The following is a 21,308-nucleotide window of genomic DNA, read 5'->3' on the forward strand; positions in this document are numbered from 1 at the left end:
AAAATCACTTGGTCCTATCCCCAACAAAATGGTCGCTCTTATTTTGGAAAAGCACATTAAAAGAGGTTAAACTACCATAAATACGGGTTATATATTGCTGTAAATCAACTTTTTCCTGGTCATCCAAATTCTTGCTGGCGTTTATCTTTTGTTCCATCACCCGAATCCTGTCCCGCACCATAACAATTTTATGAAAGAAGGTATCTATGGGTATTTCCTTATCCGAAAGACTGGCCTCACCAGGTTTGAGGACCAAGGAGCCGCCTTTCCATTTACTGGCCAAAGCTGTCGCATTATTGATATCGCTCCACTTTCTCAAAATCGATATCAAACTTAACTCAACATCAGAAAAGCTAACCGTGTCCACTTCATCGGTAACAGCTTCTATAACATCAAATTGCGAATCGATATCAATAGTTTCCAATCCGCCATCGATAAAAGTTACCCAATACTGTTGTGAGGTAAGGTTGGTCACAACCCCTTTACCCAATTCAGGATGCTCGATCCTAGAACCTATGCCTAATAATTTCATAATAAAAATGATGAATTTTAAATCAAAAATAACTTTCAGGATTGATAAATCAAAACTTCGGCAGCTTCCATTTAATAGGGCAAAACCGTACCTTTGCAACTTTGCCATAAAAGGATGACAAACTACGAGGAAAATATCGAGGTCAAAGGAGCACGCGTGCACAACCTCAAAAATATAGATGTAACGATACCCAGGGAGAAATTGGTGGTCATCACCGGTCTGTCCGGAAGTGGTAAGTCATCACTTGCCTTCGACACTATTTATGCCGAAGGTCAGCGTAGGTACATCGAAACCTTTTCGGCCTATGCCCGACAATTCTTGGGTGGACTTGAGCGGCCCGATGTCGATAAGATCGATGGACTCTCCCCTGTTATAGCCATTGAACAGAAGACCACCTCCAAATCACCGAGATCCACAGTGGGCACCATTACGGAAATCTATGACTTCCTAAGGTTGCTTTTTGCCCGTGCTGGAGATGCCTATAGCTATAATACTGGAGAGAAAATGGTCAGTTATAGCGATGAGCAGATCAAAGAACTCATAAAAACGGATTATGATGGCAAAAGAATTAATATTCTCGCCCCAATCATCAAATCGAGAAAAGGACATTACCGGGAGTTGTTTGAGCAAATCGCAAAACAAGGCTTCGTAAAGGTCCGTGTAGATGGTGAAATCAAGGATATTGTCAAGGGAATGAAGGTCGACCGTTACAAGACCCATGATATTGAAATTGTCATAGATCGCCTAAAAATCTCCGAGGACGCGGAATTGGACAAACGAATAACCGAATCCTTGAATACCGCTATGTATAGTGGTGATAATGTATTGATGGTTTTGGAGGAAGGTACCAAAGAACCTCGGTATTTCAGTCGTGACCTTATGTGTCCGTCAACAGGTATTTCCTATCCAACGCCCGAACCCAACACCTTTTCCTTCAATTCACCCAAGGGCATGTGCAATCGATGCAACGGCTTGGGTCACGTATACGAGGTAAATGAGTTGAAGATTTTCCCAAATAAAAAACTTTCTATCCATGCCGGTGGTATTGCCCCCTTAGGGCCGTACAAGAAGTCTTGGGCATTCAAACAAATCGAAACCATAGCCAAACGTTATGATTTTGAACTATCAGACCCCATTGATAAAATTCCCAATGAAGCCATTGATGTTTTATTGCATGGAGGAAAGGATAGTTTTGATATCGAATCGAAAACCTTGGGCGTAAAACGCAATTATAAGATCGATTACGAAGGCATATCGCACTTCATCAAAAACCAGTTCGAAGAATCTGATAGCACTTCCATTAAACGATGGGCCAAGGAGTATATGGACAAGATTACCTGTCCCACCTGCAACGGTACACGGTTACGCAAAGAATCGTTGAATTTTAAGATTGAAGAGAAAACCATTGCCGAAATATCCCATATGGATATTGCTGAAGTCGCTGATTTTTTCAACGGATTGGAAAAGAGATTAAAAGGCAACCAGCTTAAGATTGCCGAGGAAATCATCAAGGAGATCAAAACCAGGATCCAGTTCTTATTGGATGTCGGTTTGGATTACCTTTCCTTGGACCGCAGTTCCAAATCACTTTCTGGGGGCGAGGCGCAACGTATTCGTTTGGCTACCCAAATAGGGACTCAATTGGTCGGTGTACTTTATATATTGGATGAGCCGAGTATTGGCCTTCACCAACGGGACAACAACCGATTGATAAGCTCCTTGGAAGCCCTTCGGGATATAGGAAATTCAATCATTGTGGTGGAACACGACCGCGATATGATCGAAAGGGCCGATCATGTTATCGATATCGGACCAAAAGCCGGTCATCATGGAGGTGAAATCATATCACAAGGTACCCCTGAGGAACTAAAACACCACAACACGTTAACGGCCGATTACATTACGGGGGTGCGAACAATAGCCATACCCAAAAAACGCAGAAAAGGGAATGGTAAAAACATTGTACTATCGGGTTGTACAGGGAATAATTTAAAGAACGTAAGTATTCGTATTCCCTTAGGCAAAATGATCGGGGTAACCGGGGTATCAGGCAGTGGCAAATCCACATTGATCAATGAAACCCTCTACCCTATTATGAACGCACATTATTTTAATGGCGTTCGTAAGCCCATGCCCTATAAATCAATAAAAGGGCTAGAGCACATCGATAAAGTCATAGACATCAACCAAAGTCCGATTGGACGCACCCCCCGGTCCAACCCAGCCACATATACAGGCGTATTCAGTGAAATACGCTCCCTTTTCTCAAAAACCCCAGAGGCAGCCATAAGAGGTTATAAGCCAGGACGGTTTAGTTTTAATGTCAAAGGTGGTAGGTGTGAAACTTGTCAAGGTGGTGGTCTCCGGGTAATTGAAATGAACTTTTTACCGGATGTATATGTCGAATGCGAAACATGTAATGGCAAGCGTTTTAATAGGGAGACCCTGGAAATACGATATAAGGGGAAATCAATCTCCGATGTTTTGGAAATGACCATAAACGATGCCGTCGATTTTTTTGAATTGATCCCCAAAATCCACAGAAAACTAAAGACCATTCAAGATGTGGGATTAGGTTATATTTCACTAGGGCAGCAATCCACCACTCTTTCCGGTGGAGAGGCCCAACGGATAAAATTGGCAACCGAACTTTCAAAACGGGATACTGGCAATACTTTTTATATCTTGGACGAGCCAACCACGGGGCTACATTTTGAAGATATAAGGGTCTTAATGGAAGTACTGAACAAACTCGTAGACAAGGGGAATACCGTCTTGGTGATCGAGCATAATCTGGATGTCATTAAAATGGCCGACCATATCATCGATATAGGATACGAAGGTGGTCGTGGTGGAGGAATGGTCGTTGCCGAAGGCACGCCCGAAGAAATCTGTAAAAACCAAAAAAGTTACACCGCACAATTTTTAAGACCTGAATTGGGTTTATAATTGTGATCAATACGATTAGTAATGGTAAAGCATTATTAAATCGAATGAAATACATCATAAAACATAAGTTATACAATGAGAAAAGAGCAACATTTTAAAGGTTGGAATGAAATCAAGACCAACGATTCCTGGGCCATATTCAAAATCATGGGTGAATTTGTCAGTGGTTTTGAGAAAATGAGTAAAATTGGACCTTGTGTCTCTGTTTTTGGTTCTGCTCGGACCAAGGAGAATATGGAATTTTACCAACTTGCCGTCGATATTTCGAAAAGAATCGCTGAGGCCGGCTATGGGGTTATTACCGGTGGTGGACCAGGAATAATGGAAGCAGGTAACAAAGGGGCCCATTTGGCAGGAGGTACTTCCGTTGGACTGAATATAGACCTTCCTTTTGAGCAACATGACAATCCATATATAGACAGTGATAAAAGTCTTGATTTTGATTATTTCTTCGTTCGAAAGGTAATGTTCGTAAAGTATTCCCAAGGTTTTGTGGTTATGCCAGGGGGTTTTGGTACTTTGGACGAGTTATTTGAAGCCATAACCTTGATACAAACCAACAAAATTGAAAAATTTCCTATTATCTTAGTGGGTTCCAAGTTTTGGGGAGGATTAATCAATTGGGTCAAAGACACGATGCTAAAAGCCGGAAATATTAGTGAGAAGGATTTAGACCTTATAAAAATGGTCGATACAGCGGATGAAGTTGTTGATATCCTTGATTCTTTCTACAAAGGCCGTTCTTTAAGCCCAAATTTCTAAATGGGATCATTGAAAAAGAAAGTATATCATAATTTCCTTTTGGGTATTACAACCTTTCTACTAGGGTTTCAATATGCGCATTGCCAGCATGTGAACACCCTATCCGTTAGGTTGAACGGGGATACCAAGGAATTGAACATACAGCAAGAATTCATTTATAAGAATTCTTCAAAGTATACGTTGGATGTACTCTATTTCAATGATTGGGCACACGCCTACTCAGACAAAAACACAGGTCTTGCCAAAAGATTTGCGCAGGAATTCAAAAAAAGCCTCCACTTGGCAAAAGACCAGGAACGTGGCAAAACCACCATTCTAAGTGCCGTGGATGACGAGTACAGGGGGTTGAACTGGGAGCGGACAGCTGAAAAGGACATTCTAAAGATTGCCCTGAATAAACCCCTAAAACCGGGTGACCAGGTTCAGCTCTATATGACCTACACTGTTAAATTACCTCCAGACAAGTATACATCATATGGTTACAATAACAGGAATGAGTACTATTTAAAAGATTGGTATTTGTCCCCTGCCGTTTTCAATAATGGCAAATGGCATTTGTATTCCAACAAGGATCTCGAGGATTTATATACCGATATTACCACAACCCGGGTTAGTTTCCAATACCCTAGGAAACTTTACCTAACCACCAATTACAGAAACCTTGGCACTTCCAATTTTTCTAACGGCAAACAAACCCAGCTCGAAGCCTTAAAGCAAAAGAATTGTGAGATCATCCTGAGTCCGTTCCAAAAATTCAAGACACATGTAACGCCCTATATGACCGTGGTCACCGATTTGCATTCACCCAAATATGATGCAATATCCCAAGGTATTTCAATAGACAAGATATCCAAATTCATATATGATAATCTTGGCAAATACCCCCATTCACAACTATTGGTAAGCCAAAAAAATTACAATAAGAGTCCTTTATATGGTATAAGCCAATTACCGAATTTTATAAGGCCTTATGAAGAGCAATTTCAGTTTGAAATGAAATTCCTGAAAACGGCATTGAACAAGTTCCTGGAAGAAACCCTATACCTCGATCCCAGAAAAGAACAATGGTTAAAGGATGCCATTGCCAATTACCTAATGATAGATTATGTGGAAGAGTATTATCCCAACCAAAAACTCTTGGGTAAACTATCGAAAATGTGGGGTATACGCGGGTTTAATTTGGCGAAAATGGACTTTAACGAACAATATCCATTTCTGTATATGCTCACGGCCCGGAAAAATCTGGACCAACCCCTTAGGACACCGAATGACTCCCTTATAAAATTCAATCAAAAAATTGCCAATAAATATAAGGCCGGTATGGGTTTATCCTATTTGGCCGATTACATTGGAAAGGACAAGATCGATAAAAGTATCAAAACCTATTTCAAGCATTATTCCTTGAATTCCGCCAAAGTAATCGATTTCGAATCCATTTTAAAACGATCGACCGATACTGATATTGATTGGTTTTTCAGGGATTACCTCTCAACATCCAAAAAGATAGATTTCAAAATAAAAAAAATCACCAAATTGGATGATTCCTTAAGAATCACACTCAAGAATAAGGAAGGGACGAATGTTCCCATTTCCCTTTTTGGCATCAAGAACGATACTGTTATTTCCAAATACTGGTTTACCGATATTACATCCGAGAAAACCTTTACCATTCCACGAGGCGAGGAAGAACGAATGGTCTTGAACTACGACCACAAAATACCTGAATTCAATGAAAGGGATAACTGGAAATCATTGAAAGGATTTTTTTCGAGCAACAAAAAATTACAATTTCGGTTTTTTAAGGATACCGAAGACCCTTATTACAATCAAGTCTTCTATGTTCCCGTCCTTAATTTCAATATTTATGACGGTTGGTCTCCCGGTATGCGGATCTACAACAAAACCTTTTTGGAAAAACCCTTCGTTTACGACTTTGCTCCCTCGTATGCCATTAAGGAAAAGGCTTTGGTCGGGTTCGGTAAATTCAACTACCGTAAATATTTAAGCAAAAGCGGCCTTTATGTGGCCAATTACGGCCTAAGGGGCTCAACATCACATTATCAGGCGAATTCAAGATATACGACCATTACCCCTTCGATAGGTTTTGGATGGCGCCCTGACGACCTACGATCGAACAAAAGGGATTTCCTGAGTATACGCCACGTCAATGTATTCCGAAGTCTGGATGAAAACCTTGAAAATGTCGAAACAGACCCCGATTACAGCGTTTTAAACGCACGTTTCACCCATAGGGACAATGGTATAGTCGATTATTTTTCTTGGTTCGCAGATGCTCAATATAGTAAAGACTTTAGCAAACTTTCTTTTGAACTCGAGTATCGTAAATTGTTTGAGAACAATAGGCAATTCAATTTTAGGTTTTTCGCAGGTAAGTTCCTGAACAACACCATACAACCCAACATCAAGTTTTTCGACTTTGCCCTTGACAGGCCCAATGATTACCTCTTCGATTATAGCTACTTGGGGCGATCTGAAGAGACGGGCATTTACAGTCAACAAATCATTATCGCAGAAGGCGGGTTTAAGTCAAAATTGGACAACCCATTCTCGAATAACTGGATGGCTACCGTAAATACCAGCATCAATGTTTGGCGTTGGATTGAATTCTACAGTGATTTCGGGTTTATAAAAAGAAAGGAGACAAAAGAGCGGTTGGTCTACGACTCGGGTATTCGCTTAAATTTGGTCACTGATTATTTTGAACTCTATTTCCCATTGTACTCCAATAATGGATGGGAAGTATCCCAACCCAGTTATGAGGAGAAAATACGATTCATAGTTACCCTTAGCCCTAAGACACTGACAGGGTTGTTTACGAGAAAATGGTTCTAAATCCTTGCCATATCCCCAATTATTAAGCCAATATTTTTTCAAATCAGAAATATTACCTACTTATTTACAAAATTTATTAATAATTGTTAAATATTTTAACCTATTTATCAATTGCAAAATCGCAAGTCGTTTGGTACTTTTGTAAAAAGTCAAACCACAGTATATGGACATCTCTCCAAAAACAAGTACAGATATTTCTTTTGATGATTTTAGAACCCAGATCCTACAAGATTACCAAATAGCCTTCATGAGTAGGGTGTGTAGCCTTTTAGGGCGAAAAGAAGTACTTACGGGGAAGGCTAAGTTCGGTATATTCGGAGATGGTAAGGAATTACCCCAATTAGCCATGGCTCGAGCTTTTCGCAATGGGGATTTTAGAAGTGGTTATTATCGCGACCAGACCTTTATGATGGCGTTGGGACTGCTTAGCCCCAAGGAATTCTTTCATGGTCTTTATGCCACTACGGACATCAACAAGGAACCCATGAGTGCCGGAAGGCAAATGGGTGGCCATTTTATGACCTTTAGCTTAAACGAAGATGGCTCTTGGAAAGACCTAACACAACAAAAAAACAGTAGTGCCGACATTTCTTGTACTTCAGGCCAAATGCCGCGATTACTTGGACTGGCCCAAGCTTCCAAGGTATATCGTCATTTGACTGGCGTAGATGCCACCAAATTCTCTGACAAGGGCAATGAGGTCGCTTGGGGTACAATAGGGAACGCCAGTACAAGTGAAGGATTATTTTTTGAAACGATCAATGCAGGTGGTGTACTTCAAGTCCCTATGATCGTGAGCGTTTGGGATGATGAATATGGTATTTCCGTACCGGCCAAATACCACACGACCAAAGAGGATATTTCGAAACTGTTATCCGGATTTCAAAGGGATGAAGATCACGCAGGATATGAATTGTTAAAGGTAAAGGGTTGGGACTATACGGCATTGATGCATGTATATGAAAACGCTTCGGATATCGCCAGGGAACAACATGTACCCGTAATCATACATGTAACGGATCTGACACAGCCTCAAGGCCACTCCTCCTCCGGTTCACATGAAAGATATAAAAGCGCTGAACGCCTTCAATGGGAAAAGGACAATGACTGTAATAAACGTTTTAAGGAATGGATTTTGGAATCGGGAATTGCAACACCCGAAGAACTTTCCAAAATGGAACGGGAAATACGACAAAAGGTAAGGGCTTCAAAAAATGATGCTTGGGCCGAATTTTTGGATCAGCATAAAAAAATGAAAAAAGTGCTGTTAGACCTAATGAACAATGTCGCCAGCAAAAGTGCCAATCGCAATTTCATAGCCAAGTTAAGAAACGACCTTATCGCCATAGAAGAACCCCTTAAGAAGGATTTAGGGGTTATTTCCCGAAAAGCCTTACGCTATCTGATAGGGGAAGAATCCCAAGAAAAGGATGCCTTGGTCAATTGGGTAAATGATTTTCTCGACAAGTCGCAACATAAATTCAGTAGTAACCTATATAGTGACAAACCTAATAGGGCCACCAATATCCCGGCGGTCAAACCCATTTACAACACCGACATTCTAGAAGAAGTTGATGGTAGGGTTATATTAAGGGATAATTTTGACAGATTATTCGATAAATATCCAGAAGCCATGGTCTTTGGTGAGGACAGTGGTACGATAGGAGACGTTAACCAAGGCTTGGAAGGGCTTCAAAAAAAATATGGGAAAATACGGGTTGCCGATACGGGAATACGGGAATCCACGATTATAGGACAAGGTATAGGATTAGCGCTTAGAGGGTTACGCCCCATAGCTGAAATCCAGTACCTGGATTATATTTTTTATGCCACTTCTCCGCTAACCGATGATTTGGCCACGATGCTTTACCGAAGTTCAGGAAAACAAAAAGCGCCACTTATTGTGCGTACCAGAGGACATCGACTGGAAGGTATTTGGCATTCCGGATCCCCAATGGGAGGCCTTATTAACCTTTTGAGGGGTATGTACATTCTGACGCCCAGGAATATGACCCAAGCAGCTGGTTTTTACAACACCTTAATGAAAAGTGACGAACCGGCCTTGGTCATAGAAAGTTTGAACGGGTATCGCTTAAAAGAGAGAAAACCTGAAAACCTTGGGGAGTTCTGTACCCCCATCGGGGTGGTCGAGACCTTAAAAACCGGTAATGACATTACTTTGGTTTCCTATGGATCTACAGTGCGCATTGTGTTAAGGGTGGCCAAGGAACTTGCCGAGGTAGGTATAGATGCCGAGGTCATCGATGCCCAGACCCTATTGCCATTCGACATCAATCATGATACCGTTAAAAGTGTTCAAAAAACCAATAGACTATTGGTTATAGACGAAGATGTACCAGGTGGATGTTCAGCATATTTAATACGCGAAATAGTAGAGAAACAAGGTGCATTCAAGTATCTGGATAGCCAACCCCAAACATTGACCAGTAAAGCACACCGACCAGCATATGGCTCGGATGGTGACTACTTTTCAAAACCAAATGCCGAGGATATTTTCGAAACGGTTTATGCCATCATGCATGAAGCCAGTCCTTCCGATTATCCTAAATTAAGATAACCTTATACTACCTTTTTAAAAATCCACCGATCGGTGGATTTTTTTATGTTCCATTTCATCTAAAACTTTTTTGGCAAGAAATATAATAAATGTCGAAAAAATGGATTCCAGGAACGCCAAAAATCCTCTGTTTTAGCATAAATCTTTTGTTCACAAGCCTTTACCAAACCCAACATCGCCTTTTAGATTAATTAAAAAATTGGTACTTTTAATGGCTTTCAAATTTTACACTTTATGAAAAACAACCTTACCTCCCAAATCGGCTTGGCTTTCCTAAGAATAGCTCCTTCAATAATGATGATCACCCATGGTCTTCCCAAGTTCCAGAAGTTGATAAGTGGTAATTTTGAATTCGGAGATCCTATCGGAATCGGCGCAACCCCTTCCTTGTTTCTTACCGTAATTGCTGAGTTCTTTTGCCCTATTTTAATCATCATAGGGATTAAAACGCGTTTAATGGCCATACCACCGGCGATAACCATGTTGGTCGCTGCATTCATAGTTCATGCGGCCGACCCTTTTGGTAAAAAGGAAATGGCTTTGGTTTATTTGGTTTTCTTTGTAGCGATTATCTTATTAGGACCTGGAAAATTCAGTGTTGACAAGCGGTGATTTATAAAATATTCACCAATAACTCCTTCAATAAATCCGATGAGGGCAAGGCATTGGCCCCTACCCCTTTTCCTTTAAGATCCATCTCCCGTAAATGGGAAACGATGGCACTTACCTTTTTCATGGGATAATTCCTTGCAGCGACTTGGTACTCTTCCACAAAATATGGGTTTATCCTTAAGGCACTGGCCACATTCTTCGGTGAACGGTCATTCAGTCCATGATACTGCAGTAATTGTGAAAAAAAGCTGTGCAATAAGGTTACCGTCAATACAAACGGATTGTCTTTTGGGTTTTGGGAAAAATAGTTGATTATCTTATAAGCCTTAAGCACGTCTCTCTCCCCGATGGCCTTTTTCAATTCAAAATTATTGTAGTCTTTACTTATACCAATATGTTCCTCAATATTTTCAGAGGTTATCTGACTTTCTTTGGGAAGGATCATGGTAAGCTTCACCAATTCCTTACTGATCCTACTTAAATCGGTTCCCAAATTTTCAACAAGTAATATCGATGCCTTATGGGAGATGCTGTAACCTTTACTTTGCAGTACCTTCCGTATCCAGTCGGAAACTTGGTTCTCATATAATTTCTTACTCTCGAATAAGACGCCATTTTTTTGTACTACCTTGTATAACTTCTTGCGTTTATCCAACTTTTTATACTTGTAACAAATAACCAGTACTGTTGTCGGTTGTGGATTTTCCGCATAATGGATCAGTTGCTCAATGGTTCTTGAAAGGTCCTGGGCCTCCTTGACGATAACCACTTGACGTTCGGACATCATTGGGTAGCGCTTGGCTTGCCCCACGATTTCATCGATATTGACGTCTTTACCATAAAGGACCATTTGGTTAAAACCCTTCTCCTCTTCCGACAGTACATTTTTCTCAATGAACTGGGAAATCATATCAATATAATAAGGCTCTTCCCCAAAGAGGAAATATAACGGACTAATATTTCCCTTTCGAATATTGGCTACTATTTGTTTTACTTCTTCCATTCAAAAAAAATCATCAAATTTGTCACATGCAACGGCTAAACTTCCCTGTCTATGATTTTCGATTCAAAAATAGCGAAAATAACATCCATATTTTTGATGCCATCCGTAAAAAATTCGTGGTATTGCAACCCGAGGAATGGGTTCGCCAAAATGTGGTGCAATTCTTGATCCACGAAAAAAAATATCCAATAAGCCTGATCAATGTTGAGAAACAAGTTACTGTAAACAAAATAAAGAAAAGGTATGATGTCGTTGTTTTTGACAGCTTGGGCAACATTATCCTCTTAGTTGAGTGTAAAGCCCCACAAATTGCCATTACACAACATACTTTTGATCAAATTGCAAGATACAACATGCAATTAAGGGCTACGTACTTAATGGTTACCAATGGCCTGCAGCATTTTTATTGCAAAATGGACTATGACAGAGAAAAATATATGTTTTTAGAGCAAATTCCTGATTTTAGCCGTTAATTTGCAAGCGTTTTGAAAATAGCGATAGTCATATTAAATTGGAATGGAGAGGTTCTTTTGGAAAGATACCTGCCTTCAGTAATACAATATTCGGAAGGCGCCGATATTTATGTGGCCGATAATGCTTCCACCGATAGTTCAATCGATTTCCTAAACAACAATTTCCCTCAGATCAACATCATAAGGAATACCTCCAATGGAGGGTTTGCCAAGGGCTATAACGACGCTTTGAAAAAAGTAGAGGCCGATGTGTTTTGCTTATTGAACAATGATGTTGAAGTTACCCCGAATTGGTTGGCACCTATTAAAGAGGTTATGGAAAACAGGCCTAATGTCGATATCGTACAGCCAAAAATCCTTGACCTAATGCGCAAGGATCATTTTGAGTATGCTGGTGCGGCAGGAGGATTCATAGACCAATTGGGATACCCTTTTTGCCGGGGACGTATTTTTCAGGAACTGGAAAAAGACGAGGGGCAATACGATGATATTCGTGAGATATTTTGGGCCACTGGCGCATGTATGTTCATCAAAAGTGAGGTATTTCATGTCTTGGGTGGTTTTGATGAGGAATATTTTGCACACCAAGAGGAAGTTGATCTGTGTTGGCGCGCCAAGAATATTGGCTATGGGGTGTATTATGTAGGCACTTCAAAAGTATATCATTTAGGTGGCTCGACACTGAGCAACATGAATCCTAAAAAGACTTACCTGAATTTTAGGAATTCCCTTTTCTCGATAACAAAGAACCTACCCAGACGCAAAGCCTTATTGATTATTTTATTTCGATTGCTCCTAGATGGCGTTGCTGCCCTACGTTTTGTCTTTCAAGCTAAATTCAGTCACTGTGCAGCCATTCTAAAAGCCCATTTTAGCTTTTACACTAAGTTTTGGAAGATGTATAGAAAACGGGAGAAATCAAGTTTTTTAAAAAATTACTACATCACTAAATCCATAGTATGGTCCCATTTCGTAGATGGAGTAAGGAAATTTAACATTTTAGTAAAAGATTAACTAATTTAGCTGATACAAAGAACGCGAATTGTATAATTTTGATACAGAATTTAGTCCTTTTATTCTTTAAGAAGTTTATCAATAATTAAAACAAGTTATAACGGAGATTATGAAGAAAATTATTTTAGGTTGTTTAGGCATAACTATGTTGTTATCGTCATGTGTTTCACAAAAGAAATATTCAGATTTAGAGGCCAAGCACAAAGAAGCCCAGGATTTATTAAATTCAGCAACGGTTAAATTGAACAGTTGTTTGGAGGATAAAGCCACGGCATCTTCAAGATTGCAGACCCTTGAGGATCAAAATGCATTCTTAAAGGCGAATAATCAAGAGTTGATCAATAACATGGGTAATTTGACCACCTTAACGACAAAAGGTGCGGAAAACCTTGAAAAATCACTAGAGAGCTTACAGGAAAAAGACCTTACCATCAGAAAATTACAAAATGCCATTACAAGAAGGGATTCTGTAAACCTTGCTTTGGTACAGAGCTTGAAAGGTGTGTTGGGTAATTTGGATGATGAGGATATTGAGATCAGCGTTGAAAAAGGCGTTGTATTTGTCTCCATTTCCGACAAACTATTATTCAGTAGCGGAAGTTATAACGTAACCAATAGGGCCAAACAAGTCCTAGGTAAGGTTGCACAGGTCGTTAACAACAAGCCTGATTTCGAATTCATGGTAGAGGGCCATACTGATGATGTCCCTTACAGAAAAGGTGTTTTATTGGATAACTGGGACTTGAGTGTTAAGAGAGCTACTGCTGTTGTTCGAATCTTACAGAAGGATTACAACGTTGATCCTAAGCGTATGACTGCTGCCGGTAGAGCTGAATATGTACCTGTTTCACAAACAGAAAAATCCAAAAACAGAAGAACACGAATCGTGGTACTTCCAAAAATCGATCAATTCTATAGTATGATTGAAGAAGGAATGAAAGATCCTGCTATCAATAATTAGATTGCATAACAAATTCTAAAAAACCGCCCAAGCATATTGTTTGGGCGGTTTTTTTATACCTTTTTATTTCTTAAAAAATATCTATACTTCCTTTTCCTTCCCTAAGAATTTCGGGTTCTTCCTCGGATAGGTCAATTACGGTAGATGCGACATTGTCCCCATACCCCCCATCAATAACTATATCGACAAGGTTATTCCACTTTTCATAGATAAGTTCGGGATCCGTAGTATACTCCAACAACTCATCCTCATCATAAATCGATGTGGATACAATTGGATTCCCCAATTCCCTGACCAAAGTCTGGGCGATGGCATTATCCGGAATCCGAATACCAACAGTTTTCTTTTTCTTGAAATCCTTAGGCAAATTGGAACTACCGGGTAAAATGAACGTATAAGGGCCAGGAAGTGCCCTTTTTAAGATCTTAAAGGTTGAAGTGTCTATCTGACGTACATAATCGGAAAGGTTGCTTAAATCGGCGCAAATAAAGGACCAATTGGACTTTGCCAATTTAACACCCTTGATCCGTGCTATTTTCTCCAACGCCCGGGTGTTCGTAATATCACAACCAAGTCCGTATACCGTATCCGTTGGATAAATGATAAGTCCTCCTTTTCGAAGGACCTTGATTACTTTTGCTATCTCCTTCGGATTGGGGTTCTCTTCGTATATTTTGATCAGTTCCGCCATAATGCTATTTCTTTATTGGGTTACCTGGTAAACCCTAACATAATCAATTTCCATAGTTGACGGAAAAATAGTATCATCCACGCCTTCTTTTCCGCCCCAATTGCCGCCTACAGCAATATTCATAAGAAAGTAAAAGGGTTTTGAGAAAGGCCAATTACTTTCATTATAATCCTTTGGCCTCCTAAAGGTAAATATAATATTTTCGATATCATCAATATAGAATTTCATATACTCCTCGGACCATAGCATCCCATAATTATGAAAATCCTCTTCTGCCGACTCCAGTTCAACAGGTCCCGAAGAGGCCTCCGTACCATCAACATGGTTATTGGCCGTACTGTGTATGGTAAAATGAACGTTGTTCGGGTCATAACTTACATATTCCATGATATCTATTTCACCACAAGCAGGCCATCCCACAGTGGAAATATTGTCCCCAAGCATCCACAAAGCCGGCCATAGACCGTTCCCTCTTGCTTCAGGTAATTTTGCCCTTATTTCCATTCGGCCATAAACAAATGATTTCTTACTGTTCAATCGTGTTGAGGTATAATCCCCCACTTTTTGTCCTGTCCCAACTTTCTTGGCAATGATCTTTAAAGTGCCATTGCTTATTTCTACATTGTCATTTGCAACATAGTTCTGCCATTCATTATTGCCCCAGCCGTGCTGTCCGGTTTCAAACTTCCAATCCGTATCGGCAAGGGAATTACCATCAAATTCATCGCTCCATACCAATGTTGCTCGATTCCAATAATCTGGGGCATTTACATCCCAGTCTTCTTGCTGAACCCCACTCCCCTGTTCCTTTTCCTTACTGCTTGGGGATTCATTACAGGATTGAACCATCAATACCAAAAAAATCAAAACAGAATATCCTAAATGATGATTTTTCATTGAACCGTATATTATTAACCATTATTATTTAATCCCCTTTAGAGGAAATCACTTCCAATTTAGCAAAACGCAACAACAACTTCTTCACATCTCCCTGATCGAATTTTATTTCCGCTTTTCTGTCATTTCCTACACCTTCCATGTTGATGACCTCCCCTCTCCCAAATCGGGTGTGGTTAACAATGGCCCCTACTTTGAGGTTACTATCTATTGCATTTGTATTACCTATAGGTTTTGCCAGTTCTGGTTTCAACTTTCTTAGCTTACGCAATTGGTTTTCGTTGGGCTTGCCTATTGGTGGGGGTGTGCCTGTTTTAGGTTTTATTTGTCGTAACCTGCTTTTATCCACTTCCCCGAAAATATCGGCATCAATCAATGTTTTATATCGATACCCTTTATCTATCGGTGTTAGGTTCTCCACGTATTTTTCGTCAATTTCCTCAAGGAACCGACTGGGTTCCGCATCGATAAGCTTACCCCACCGATATCGATTCTGTGTATAAGTTAAATAGGCCTGTTCTTCGGCCCTGGTCAATGCCACATAAAACAACCTTCGTTCCTCTTCCAATTCGCTGCGGGTATTCATACTCATGGCCGAGGGGAATAAATCCTCCTCCATCCCTACAATATATACATAGGGAAATTCGAGGCCTTTTGCCAAGTGGATAGTCATCAAGGCCACCCTATCATCATCACCGGTATCATTGTCCAAATCTGTAGCTAGGGCCACATCCTCCAAAAACTCCCCTATATTTCCGTTGGCATCGGCAATTTCCTTTTGTCCCTCAACAAAATCCTTTATACCATTAAGCAATCCCTCAATATTTTCCATTCGGGCAATCCCTTCGGGGGTGCCATCCTTTTTAAATTCAAGAAGAATCCCTGTTTTTTTGGCAACATGTTCCGCTAGGGCAAAGGCATCGGCACCTTCGTTCATAATTTGAAAACTCTTGATCATGGTGACAAAATCCTGTAGTTTTCGTTTCGTACCAGCATTGATTTTCAGATTGATCCTATCCAAATTCTCAATAACCTCAAAAATGGATCGGCCGTAATGATTGGCGGCCACAACCAATTTATCCAACGTTGTCTGACCAATACCCCGGGCAGGGAAATTGATGACCCGTTTTAAGGCTTCCTCATCCTTCGGGTTTATCACCAGTCGTAAATAGGACAACACATCCTTGATCTCCTTCCGCTGATAAAATGAAAGTCCACCATAAATACGGTACGGAATATCCCTTTTTCGCAGTGCATCCTCAATGGATCTGGACTGTGAATTGGTGCGATAGAGCACTGCAAAATCACCATTGGGCAGCTGTTGTTGCATTTTGTTCTCAAAAATGGAACCTGCCACAAACCGGCCTTCCTCGGCATCTGTAATGCTACGGTGTATTTTTATAGGCGGACCATCATCATTGTCCGTCCATACTTCTTTTTCAAGTTGGTTCTTATTGTTCGCGATAATGGAGTTCGCTGCGTTAACGATGTTCTTGGTAGAACGGTAATTCTGTTCCAACCGATACATCCCAACGTTATCGTAATCGCGCTGAAAGTTTAGGATATTACTGATATTGGCCCCCCTGAACGAATAGATACTTTGTGCATCATCACCTACCACGCAAATATTCTGGTACCGATCGGAAAGTGCCTTAACAATCAAATACTGGGAATGGTTGGTATCTTGGTACTCATCTACCAAAATATATCGGAACCGGTCCTGATATTTCATTAAAACCTCTGGGAACCGCGTCAAAAGCTCATTGGTCCGCAATAATAGATCATCAAAATCCATTGCACCGGCCTTAAAACAACGATTTACATATTCTTCATAAATTTCACCTGTTCTAGGACGTTTGGCCATGGCATCCGACTCGATCAATTCGGGATTCTGCATATAAGCCTTTACCGTAATCAAACTGTTCTTGTATGAAGATATCTTATTCTGTATCTGTTTATACTTATAAATATCCTTATCCAATCCCATTTCCTTGATAATGGAAGCTATCAAACGTTGGGAATCCTGTGTATCGTAAATAGTGAAATTACTTGGGTAACCCAGTTTATCCCCGTCATAACGCAATAATCTTGCAAAAACGGAGTGAAAGGTACCCATCCAAAGATTTTTAGCTTCCGAATCACCAACGATATCAGCGATTCGTTTTTTCATTTCCCTTGCCGCTTTATTGGTAAAGGTCAGTGCCAAAATATTAAATGAGTCCACACCTTGCGCCATTAAGTGCGCAATACGGTATGTTAGAACCCGCGTCTTTCCAGAACCGGCACCGGCAATAACCATTAACGGACCGTCTTTATGCAGTACGGGAGCCTTTTGGGCCTCATTTAATTCATCTATAAAATTTTTCAATACAATCAAGAATTTAGTGCGGTGAATTTAGCACTAATTCACCGGACCCTAAAAAGCTAAACCCAATAATTATGAACAATGAAAATTGAATATTCTTTCAATTTGAATATATTTAGGCATAAAAAGTCCGAATATGCCCCAATTTAACCCGATTCCTTTATTTCTTGGTTTCATTCTTAGCCTATCTTTAGGTGCACAATCCAAGAAAGCCGGACCGATAATTTCAGATTTCGGGGAAGTATGGACCATAAATGCCCCTGATTTCAAAACCGATACCTCGATGGATTTCAAAGCGGTCTTCGACATTATGAATTCCCCTGATGACCCCAGTAAATTAAATACGACCATTGAAACTGCCGCCCGTTTCTTGAATATGCATGCCCAAAACAGCGTTCCCGTTGAACAGTTGAAAGTCGCATTGGTAATACATAATAAGGCCTCAAAAGATATTATCACGAACAAAGCCTATCGAACACGATACGGAACCGATAACCCTAATATTGAATTGATCAAAGCCCTTTTAGCTTCAGGTGGACAATCATCTATGGCACGGGGCATAGCTAAGGAAGAACTAATCGATGGGGTTCAATTATCACTTTCGGCAATGACCGCTTTGATCCAATTTCAAAATAACGATTACAAACTAATCAAATTCTAAATCGGATACTTATGAATAAATGCTACAGCTTAGTGCTACTTCTTATCGGAAGTTTGGCGTTCGCCCAAAATCCAAATCTTAACAAAGACTACCGGGCCATTGAAAATAAGGTCATTGAATGGCGAAGGGAAATACATCAAAATCCTGAACTTTCGAATCGTGAGTTTAAAACAGCCGAAAAAATTGCCAAACACTTAAAATCCTTGGGTCTTGAGGTTCAAACCGGGGTTGCCCATACCGGGGTTGTTGGTATTTTAAAAGGAGAACAGGATGGAAAAGTCATTGCCTTAAGGGCCGATATCGATGCCTTACCTGTCTATGAACGGAATGACCTTCCTTATAAATCCAATGTTACTTCGGAATTCCTGGGAGAAAAGGTCGGAGTGATGCACGCCTGCGGCCATGACACGCATACTGCTATTTTAATGGGGGTTGCCGAGGTCCTATCCAAAAATAAGGACAAGATCAAAGGAACCGTAAAATTCATATTCCAACCTGCTGAGGAAGGTCCACCACCAGGAGAAGAAGGCGGTGCCCTATTAATGGTGAAAGAAGGGGTTCTAAAAAATCCTGATGTCGATGCCATTTTCGGACTTCATATTAATTCAAATACGCCGGTTGGCATAATACGGTATAAATCAGGAGGAACAATGGCCGCTGCCCAGAGTTTCACCATAAACGTTAAAGGTAAGCAAAGTCATGGTTCCCAGCCCTGGTCGGGTGTTGATCCTATTTTGATCAGTGCCAAAATCATTGACGGATTACAAACCATTATAAGTCGAGAAACTGATTTGACCAACGAAGCAGCTGTAATTACCGTTGGAAAAATCAAAAGTGGGGTGCGGTTCAACATTATCCCGGAAAGTGCAGAAATGATTGGAACGATACGAACGTTAGACTACGATATGAAAGACCATATCAACAAAAGAATGATGGAAATGGTGCCTGCTATTGCCAAGGCTTTTGGTGGTGATGCTACCATTGAAATCAAGGATGCCACAGACATCACCTATAACGATCCTGCCCTTGTCGAACAAATGCTGCCCACCATGCAACGCATAGCCGGCGCAAGCAATGTACAAACACAGAAAGCGGTGACCGGTGCTGAGGATTTCTCTTATTTTCAGCGTGAAGTGCCCGGTTTTTTCTTTTTCCTGGGGGGAATGACCCCGGGTACAACCGAATCATTTCCGCACCACACTCCCGATTTCCTTATTGATGATAGTGGATTACTGCTTGGGGTCAAAACCCTTACGGAAATGAGTTTGGATTATTTGAACCAATAGTCAATACAACGATAATAAAAAAAGGTCAGACATCATTTATGACCTTTATGGTAGATTTTTAAGTTATAATTAAATATTCATGGATTCTTTTCTTAGTGTTTTAGGTAATATTTCTTGGTGGATGTGGGTGCTCATCCTTTTATTGGTCGTAGCCGTCCGGGATATCTTTTTCCAAAGTGCACATACCATATCCCATAACTTTCCCATTGTCGGACATTTGCGCTATTGGTTGGAAAGTATTGGTCCGGAAATGAGGCAGTATTTTGTAGCGAACAATCGGGAAGAACTCCCTTTTAACCGTATCGAACGCAGTTGGATCTATGCCTCCGCCAAAAGGGAGAACAATTATGAGGGTTTTGGAACAGACAGGGATATCTATGCCCACCAACATATCTTCGTGAAAAACCAAATGATGGCCTACAAGATCGGGCCCGATCATCCCAACGCCAAGGACAAATGCTTTTTGCCCTGTGCAAAGGTCATCGGTAGTTACAACAAACGCGAAAAACCCTTTAGACCAGGGTCTGCCATTAATGTTTCCGCCATGAGTTTCGGCTCCTTATCGGCTGCAGCCGTTGAATCCTTGAACGTGGGTGTCTTAAAGGCAGGTGCCTACCACAACACCGGGGAAGGAGGCTTATCGCCATACCATAAACAAGGCGGTGATATCATTTTTCATTTCGGGACGGGTTATTTTGGTGTTCGAAGTGAAGATGGTAATTTTTCGATGGAAAAATTAAAATCATTGGTTAATGAAAACCCATGCATCAAGGCCATAGAGATCAAACTTTCCCAAGGAGCAAAACCTGGTAAGGGCGGCGTTTTGCCAGGTGCCAAGATAACCCATGAAATTGCAAGGATAAGAGGTGTGGAAGTCGGCAAGGATGTCCTCTCCCCTGCCACCCACAAAGCTTTTGACACCATTCCCGAGCTGCTACAACTCATTGAGGATATTGCCGAACAAACAGGCTTACCCGTAGGAATCAAAGGTGCTATTGGCAAATTGGACCAATGGGAAGCATTGGCCGACCATATGCTTAAAACAGGGAAAGGACCTGATTTTATTACCGTTGATGGTGGTGAAGGTGGCACGGGTGCTGCCCCACCGAGTTTTGCCGACCATGTATCCCTACCCTGGGTATACGGATTTTCAAGTCTGTATAAAATGTTCTTGGAAAGGAACTTAACCCATAGAATCGTTTTTATCGGGAGTGGAAGACTGGGATTCCCCGCCAAAGCGGCCATGGCCTTTGCTATGGGGGTCGACTGCATCAATGTCGCCCGGGAGGCCATGATGAGTATAGGATGTATCCAGGCCCAGATTTGCCACACCAATCGGTGTCCGTCTGGTGTGGCCACACAAAACAAATGGCTTCAGAGAGGTATCCATGTACCTCTAAAATCCGACCGATTGGCACAATATTTTAAGACTTTTAGAAAAGAACTGATTGAAATCACCCATGCGGCCGGTTATGAACACCCTTGCCAATTTACCATGGATGACATACAAGTGAATGTGGATGATGATTTCTTACATAGTGACCTGAAATCAACCTATGGTTATGAAAAATCGAAAGTGCCTTTCAAAAATATGCAGGAACTCTATGCTTGCGAATTCTTAGGGGGACAACATTTTCATGACGTTCCCAAATAGTATATTTTTGCATCAAA

The 21,308-nt window shown here is 40.8% G+C and carries 16 protein-coding genes; 11 read left to right on the forward strand and 5 right to left on the reverse strand.

Annotation, left to right across the window (positions count from 1 at the left end):
* Positions 1-4 precede the first annotated feature (4 nt).
* Positions 5-532 carry a hypothetical protein gene (locus HPE56_RS01535; protein ID WP_188242008.1) on the reverse strand — a complete coding sequence of 176 codons (528 nt, stop codon included), beginning with the start codon at positions 530-532 and terminating at the stop codon, positions 5-7.
* 114 nt (positions 533-646) lie between these two features.
* Between HPE56_RS01535 and uvrA the strand changes: the two genes are divergently transcribed.
* The 5 genes from uvrA to HPE56_RS01560 all read left to right on the forward strand — a co-directional run bounded on the left by uvrA (position 647) and on the right by HPE56_RS01560 (position 10,286).
* Positions 647-3,481 (forward strand): excinuclease ABC subunit UvrA, encoded by a 2,835-nt coding sequence (uvrA, locus tag HPE56_RS01540; RefSeq protein ID WP_188242009.1) that lies wholly within the window; start codon positions 647-649, stop codon positions 3,479-3,481.
* A 75-nt stretch (positions 3,482-3,556) separates the two neighbouring features.
* Positions 3,557-4,243 carry an LOG family protein gene (locus HPE56_RS01545; RefSeq protein WP_188242010.1) on the forward strand — a complete coding sequence of 229 codons (687 nt, stop codon included), beginning with the start codon at positions 3,557-3,559 and terminating at the stop codon, positions 4,241-4,243.
* Entirely contained in the window at positions 4,244-7,096 is a 2,853-nt protein-coding gene (locus HPE56_RS01550) for a M1 family aminopeptidase (protein WP_188242011.1), read from the forward strand.
* A gap of 163 nt (positions 7,097-7,259) precedes the next feature.
* A complete protein-coding gene (locus HPE56_RS01555) occupies positions 7,260-9,674 on the forward strand; it encodes an alpha-ketoacid dehydrogenase subunit alpha/beta (RefSeq protein WP_188242012.1) in 2,415 nt (804 codons plus the stop codon).
* 234 nt (positions 9,675-9,908) lie between these two features.
* Positions 9,909-10,286 carry a DoxX family protein gene (locus HPE56_RS01560; protein WP_188242013.1) on the forward strand — a complete coding sequence of 126 codons (378 nt, stop codon included), beginning with the start codon at positions 9,909-9,911 and terminating at the stop codon, positions 10,284-10,286.
* A gap of 1 nt (position 10,287) precedes the next feature.
* On the opposite strand, the gene holA is transcribed toward HPE56_RS01560, so the two are convergent.
* Positions 10,288-11,289 (reverse strand): DNA polymerase III subunit delta, encoded by a 1,002-nt coding sequence (gene holA, locus HPE56_RS01565; RefSeq protein WP_188242014.1) that lies wholly within the window; start codon positions 11,287-11,289, stop codon positions 10,288-10,290.
* Between the two features lie 26 nt (positions 11,290-11,315).
* Between holA and HPE56_RS01570 the strand changes: the two genes are divergently transcribed.
* From HPE56_RS01570 to HPE56_RS01580, 3 genes are all read left to right on the forward strand, one after another.
* Complete coding sequence (locus HPE56_RS01570) at positions 11,316-11,762, forward strand: type I restriction enzyme HsdR N-terminal domain-containing protein (RefSeq protein ID WP_109650167.1); 447 nt, start codon at positions 11,316-11,318, stop codon at positions 11,760-11,762.
* 12 nt (positions 11,763-11,774) lie between these two features.
* Positions 11,775-12,776, forward strand: a complete 1,002-nt coding sequence (locus HPE56_RS01575) for a glycosyltransferase family 2 protein (RefSeq protein WP_188242015.1) — start codon at positions 11,775-11,777, stop codon at positions 12,774-12,776.
* Between the two features lie 109 nt (positions 12,777-12,885).
* Positions 12,886-13,737: an OmpA/MotB family protein gene (locus HPE56_RS01580; protein WP_188242016.1), complete on the forward strand. Its 852-nt coding sequence runs from the start codon at positions 12,886-12,888 to the stop codon at positions 13,735-13,737.
* Between the two features lie 70 nt (positions 13,738-13,807).
* On the opposite strand, the gene HPE56_RS01585 is transcribed toward HPE56_RS01580, so the two are convergent.
* Genes HPE56_RS01585 through HPE56_RS01595 form a run of 3 tightly spaced genes read right to left on the reverse strand, consistent with a single transcriptional unit; the run spans position 13,808 to position 17,693 of the window.
* Entirely contained in the window at positions 13,808-14,428 is a 621-nt protein-coding gene (locus HPE56_RS01585) for an L-threonylcarbamoyladenylate synthase (RefSeq protein WP_188242017.1), read from the reverse strand.
* 12 nt (positions 14,429-14,440) lie between these two features.
* Positions 14,441-15,325, reverse strand: a complete 885-nt coding sequence (locus HPE56_RS01590; protein WP_188242018.1) for a glycoside hydrolase family 16 protein — start codon at positions 15,323-15,325, stop codon at positions 14,441-14,443.
* A gap of 28 nt (positions 15,326-15,353) precedes the next feature.
* Positions 15,354-17,693, reverse strand: coding sequence for an ATP-dependent helicase (locus HPE56_RS01595; protein WP_188242019.1), 2,340 nt, complete (start codon positions 17,691-17,693; stop codon positions 15,354-15,356).
* A 133-nt stretch (positions 17,694-17,826) separates the two neighbouring features.
* Between HPE56_RS01595 and HPE56_RS01600 the strand changes: the two genes are divergently transcribed.
* The 3 genes from HPE56_RS01600 (at position 17,827) to HPE56_RS01610 (ending at position 21,291) form a co-directional block, all read left to right on the forward strand.
* Positions 17,827-18,351 carry a DsrE family protein gene (locus HPE56_RS01600; RefSeq protein WP_188242020.1) on the forward strand — a complete coding sequence of 175 codons (525 nt, stop codon included), beginning with the start codon at positions 17,827-17,829 and terminating at the stop codon, positions 18,349-18,351.
* An 11-nt stretch (positions 18,352-18,362) separates the two neighbouring features.
* Complete coding sequence (locus tag HPE56_RS01605; RefSeq protein WP_188242021.1) at positions 18,363-19,637, forward strand: amidohydrolase; 1,275 nt, start codon at positions 18,363-18,365, stop codon at positions 19,635-19,637.
* 79 nt (positions 19,638-19,716) lie between these two features.
* On the forward strand, positions 19,717-21,291 hold the full coding sequence (locus tag HPE56_RS01610; protein WP_188242022.1) for an FMN-binding glutamate synthase family protein: 1,575 nt from the start codon (positions 19,717-19,719) through the stop codon (positions 21,289-21,291).
* The last annotated feature ends 17 nt before the right edge of the window (positions 21,292-21,308 follow it).

The organism is Maribacter aquimaris (genome assembly GCF_014596745.1).
GTDB classification, from domain to species: domain Bacteria; phylum Bacteroidota; class Bacteroidia; order Flavobacteriales; family Flavobacteriaceae; genus Maribacter_A; species Maribacter_A aquimaris.

Bases quoted from the DNA above. Each gene is read 5' to 3' on its own strand.
- HPE56_RS01535 (WP_188242008.1), bottom strand. From the start codon at position 532: ATGAAATTATTAGGCATAGGTTCTAGGATCGAGCATCCTGAATTGGGT.
- uvrA (WP_188242009.1), top strand. From the start codon at position 647: ATGACAAACTACGAGGAAAATATCGAGGTCAAAGGAGCACGCGTGCAC.
- HPE56_RS01545 (WP_188242010.1), top strand. From the start codon at position 3,557: ATGAGAAAAGAGCAACATTTTAAAGGTTGGAATGAAATCAAGACCAAC.
- HPE56_RS01550 (WP_188242011.1), top strand. From the start codon at position 4,244: ATGGGATCATTGAAAAAGAAAGTATATCATAATTTCCTTTTGGGTATT.
- HPE56_RS01555 (WP_188242012.1), top strand. From the start codon at position 7,260: ATGGACATCTCTCCAAAAACAAGTACAGATATTTCTTTTGATGATTTT.
- HPE56_RS01560 (WP_188242013.1), top strand. From the start codon at position 9,909: ATGAAAAACAACCTTACCTCCCAAATCGGCTTGGCTTTCCTAAGAATA.
- holA (WP_188242014.1), bottom strand. From the start codon at position 11,289: ATGGAAGAAGTAAAACAAATAGTAGCCAATATTCGAAAGGGAAATATT.
- HPE56_RS01570 (WP_109650167.1), top strand. From the start codon at position 11,316: ATGCAACGGCTAAACTTCCCTGTCTATGATTTTCGATTCAAAAATAGC.
- HPE56_RS01580 (WP_188242016.1), top strand. From the start codon at position 12,886: ATGAAGAAAATTATTTTAGGTTGTTTAGGCATAACTATGTTGTTATCG.
- HPE56_RS01585 (WP_188242017.1), bottom strand. From the start codon at position 14,428: ATGGCGGAACTGATCAAAATATACGAAGAGAACCCCAATCCGAAGGAG.
- HPE56_RS01590 (WP_188242018.1), bottom strand. From the start codon at position 15,325: ATGAAAAATCATCATTTAGGATATTCTGTTTTGATTTTTTTGGTATTG.
- HPE56_RS01600 (WP_188242020.1), top strand. From the start codon at position 17,827: ATGCCCCAATTTAACCCGATTCCTTTATTTCTTGGTTTCATTCTTAGC.
- HPE56_RS01605 (WP_188242021.1), top strand. From the start codon at position 18,363: ATGAATAAATGCTACAGCTTAGTGCTACTTCTTATCGGAAGTTTGGCG.
- HPE56_RS01610 (WP_188242022.1), top strand. From the start codon at position 19,717: ATGGATTCTTTTCTTAGTGTTTTAGGTAATATTTCTTGGTGGATGTGG.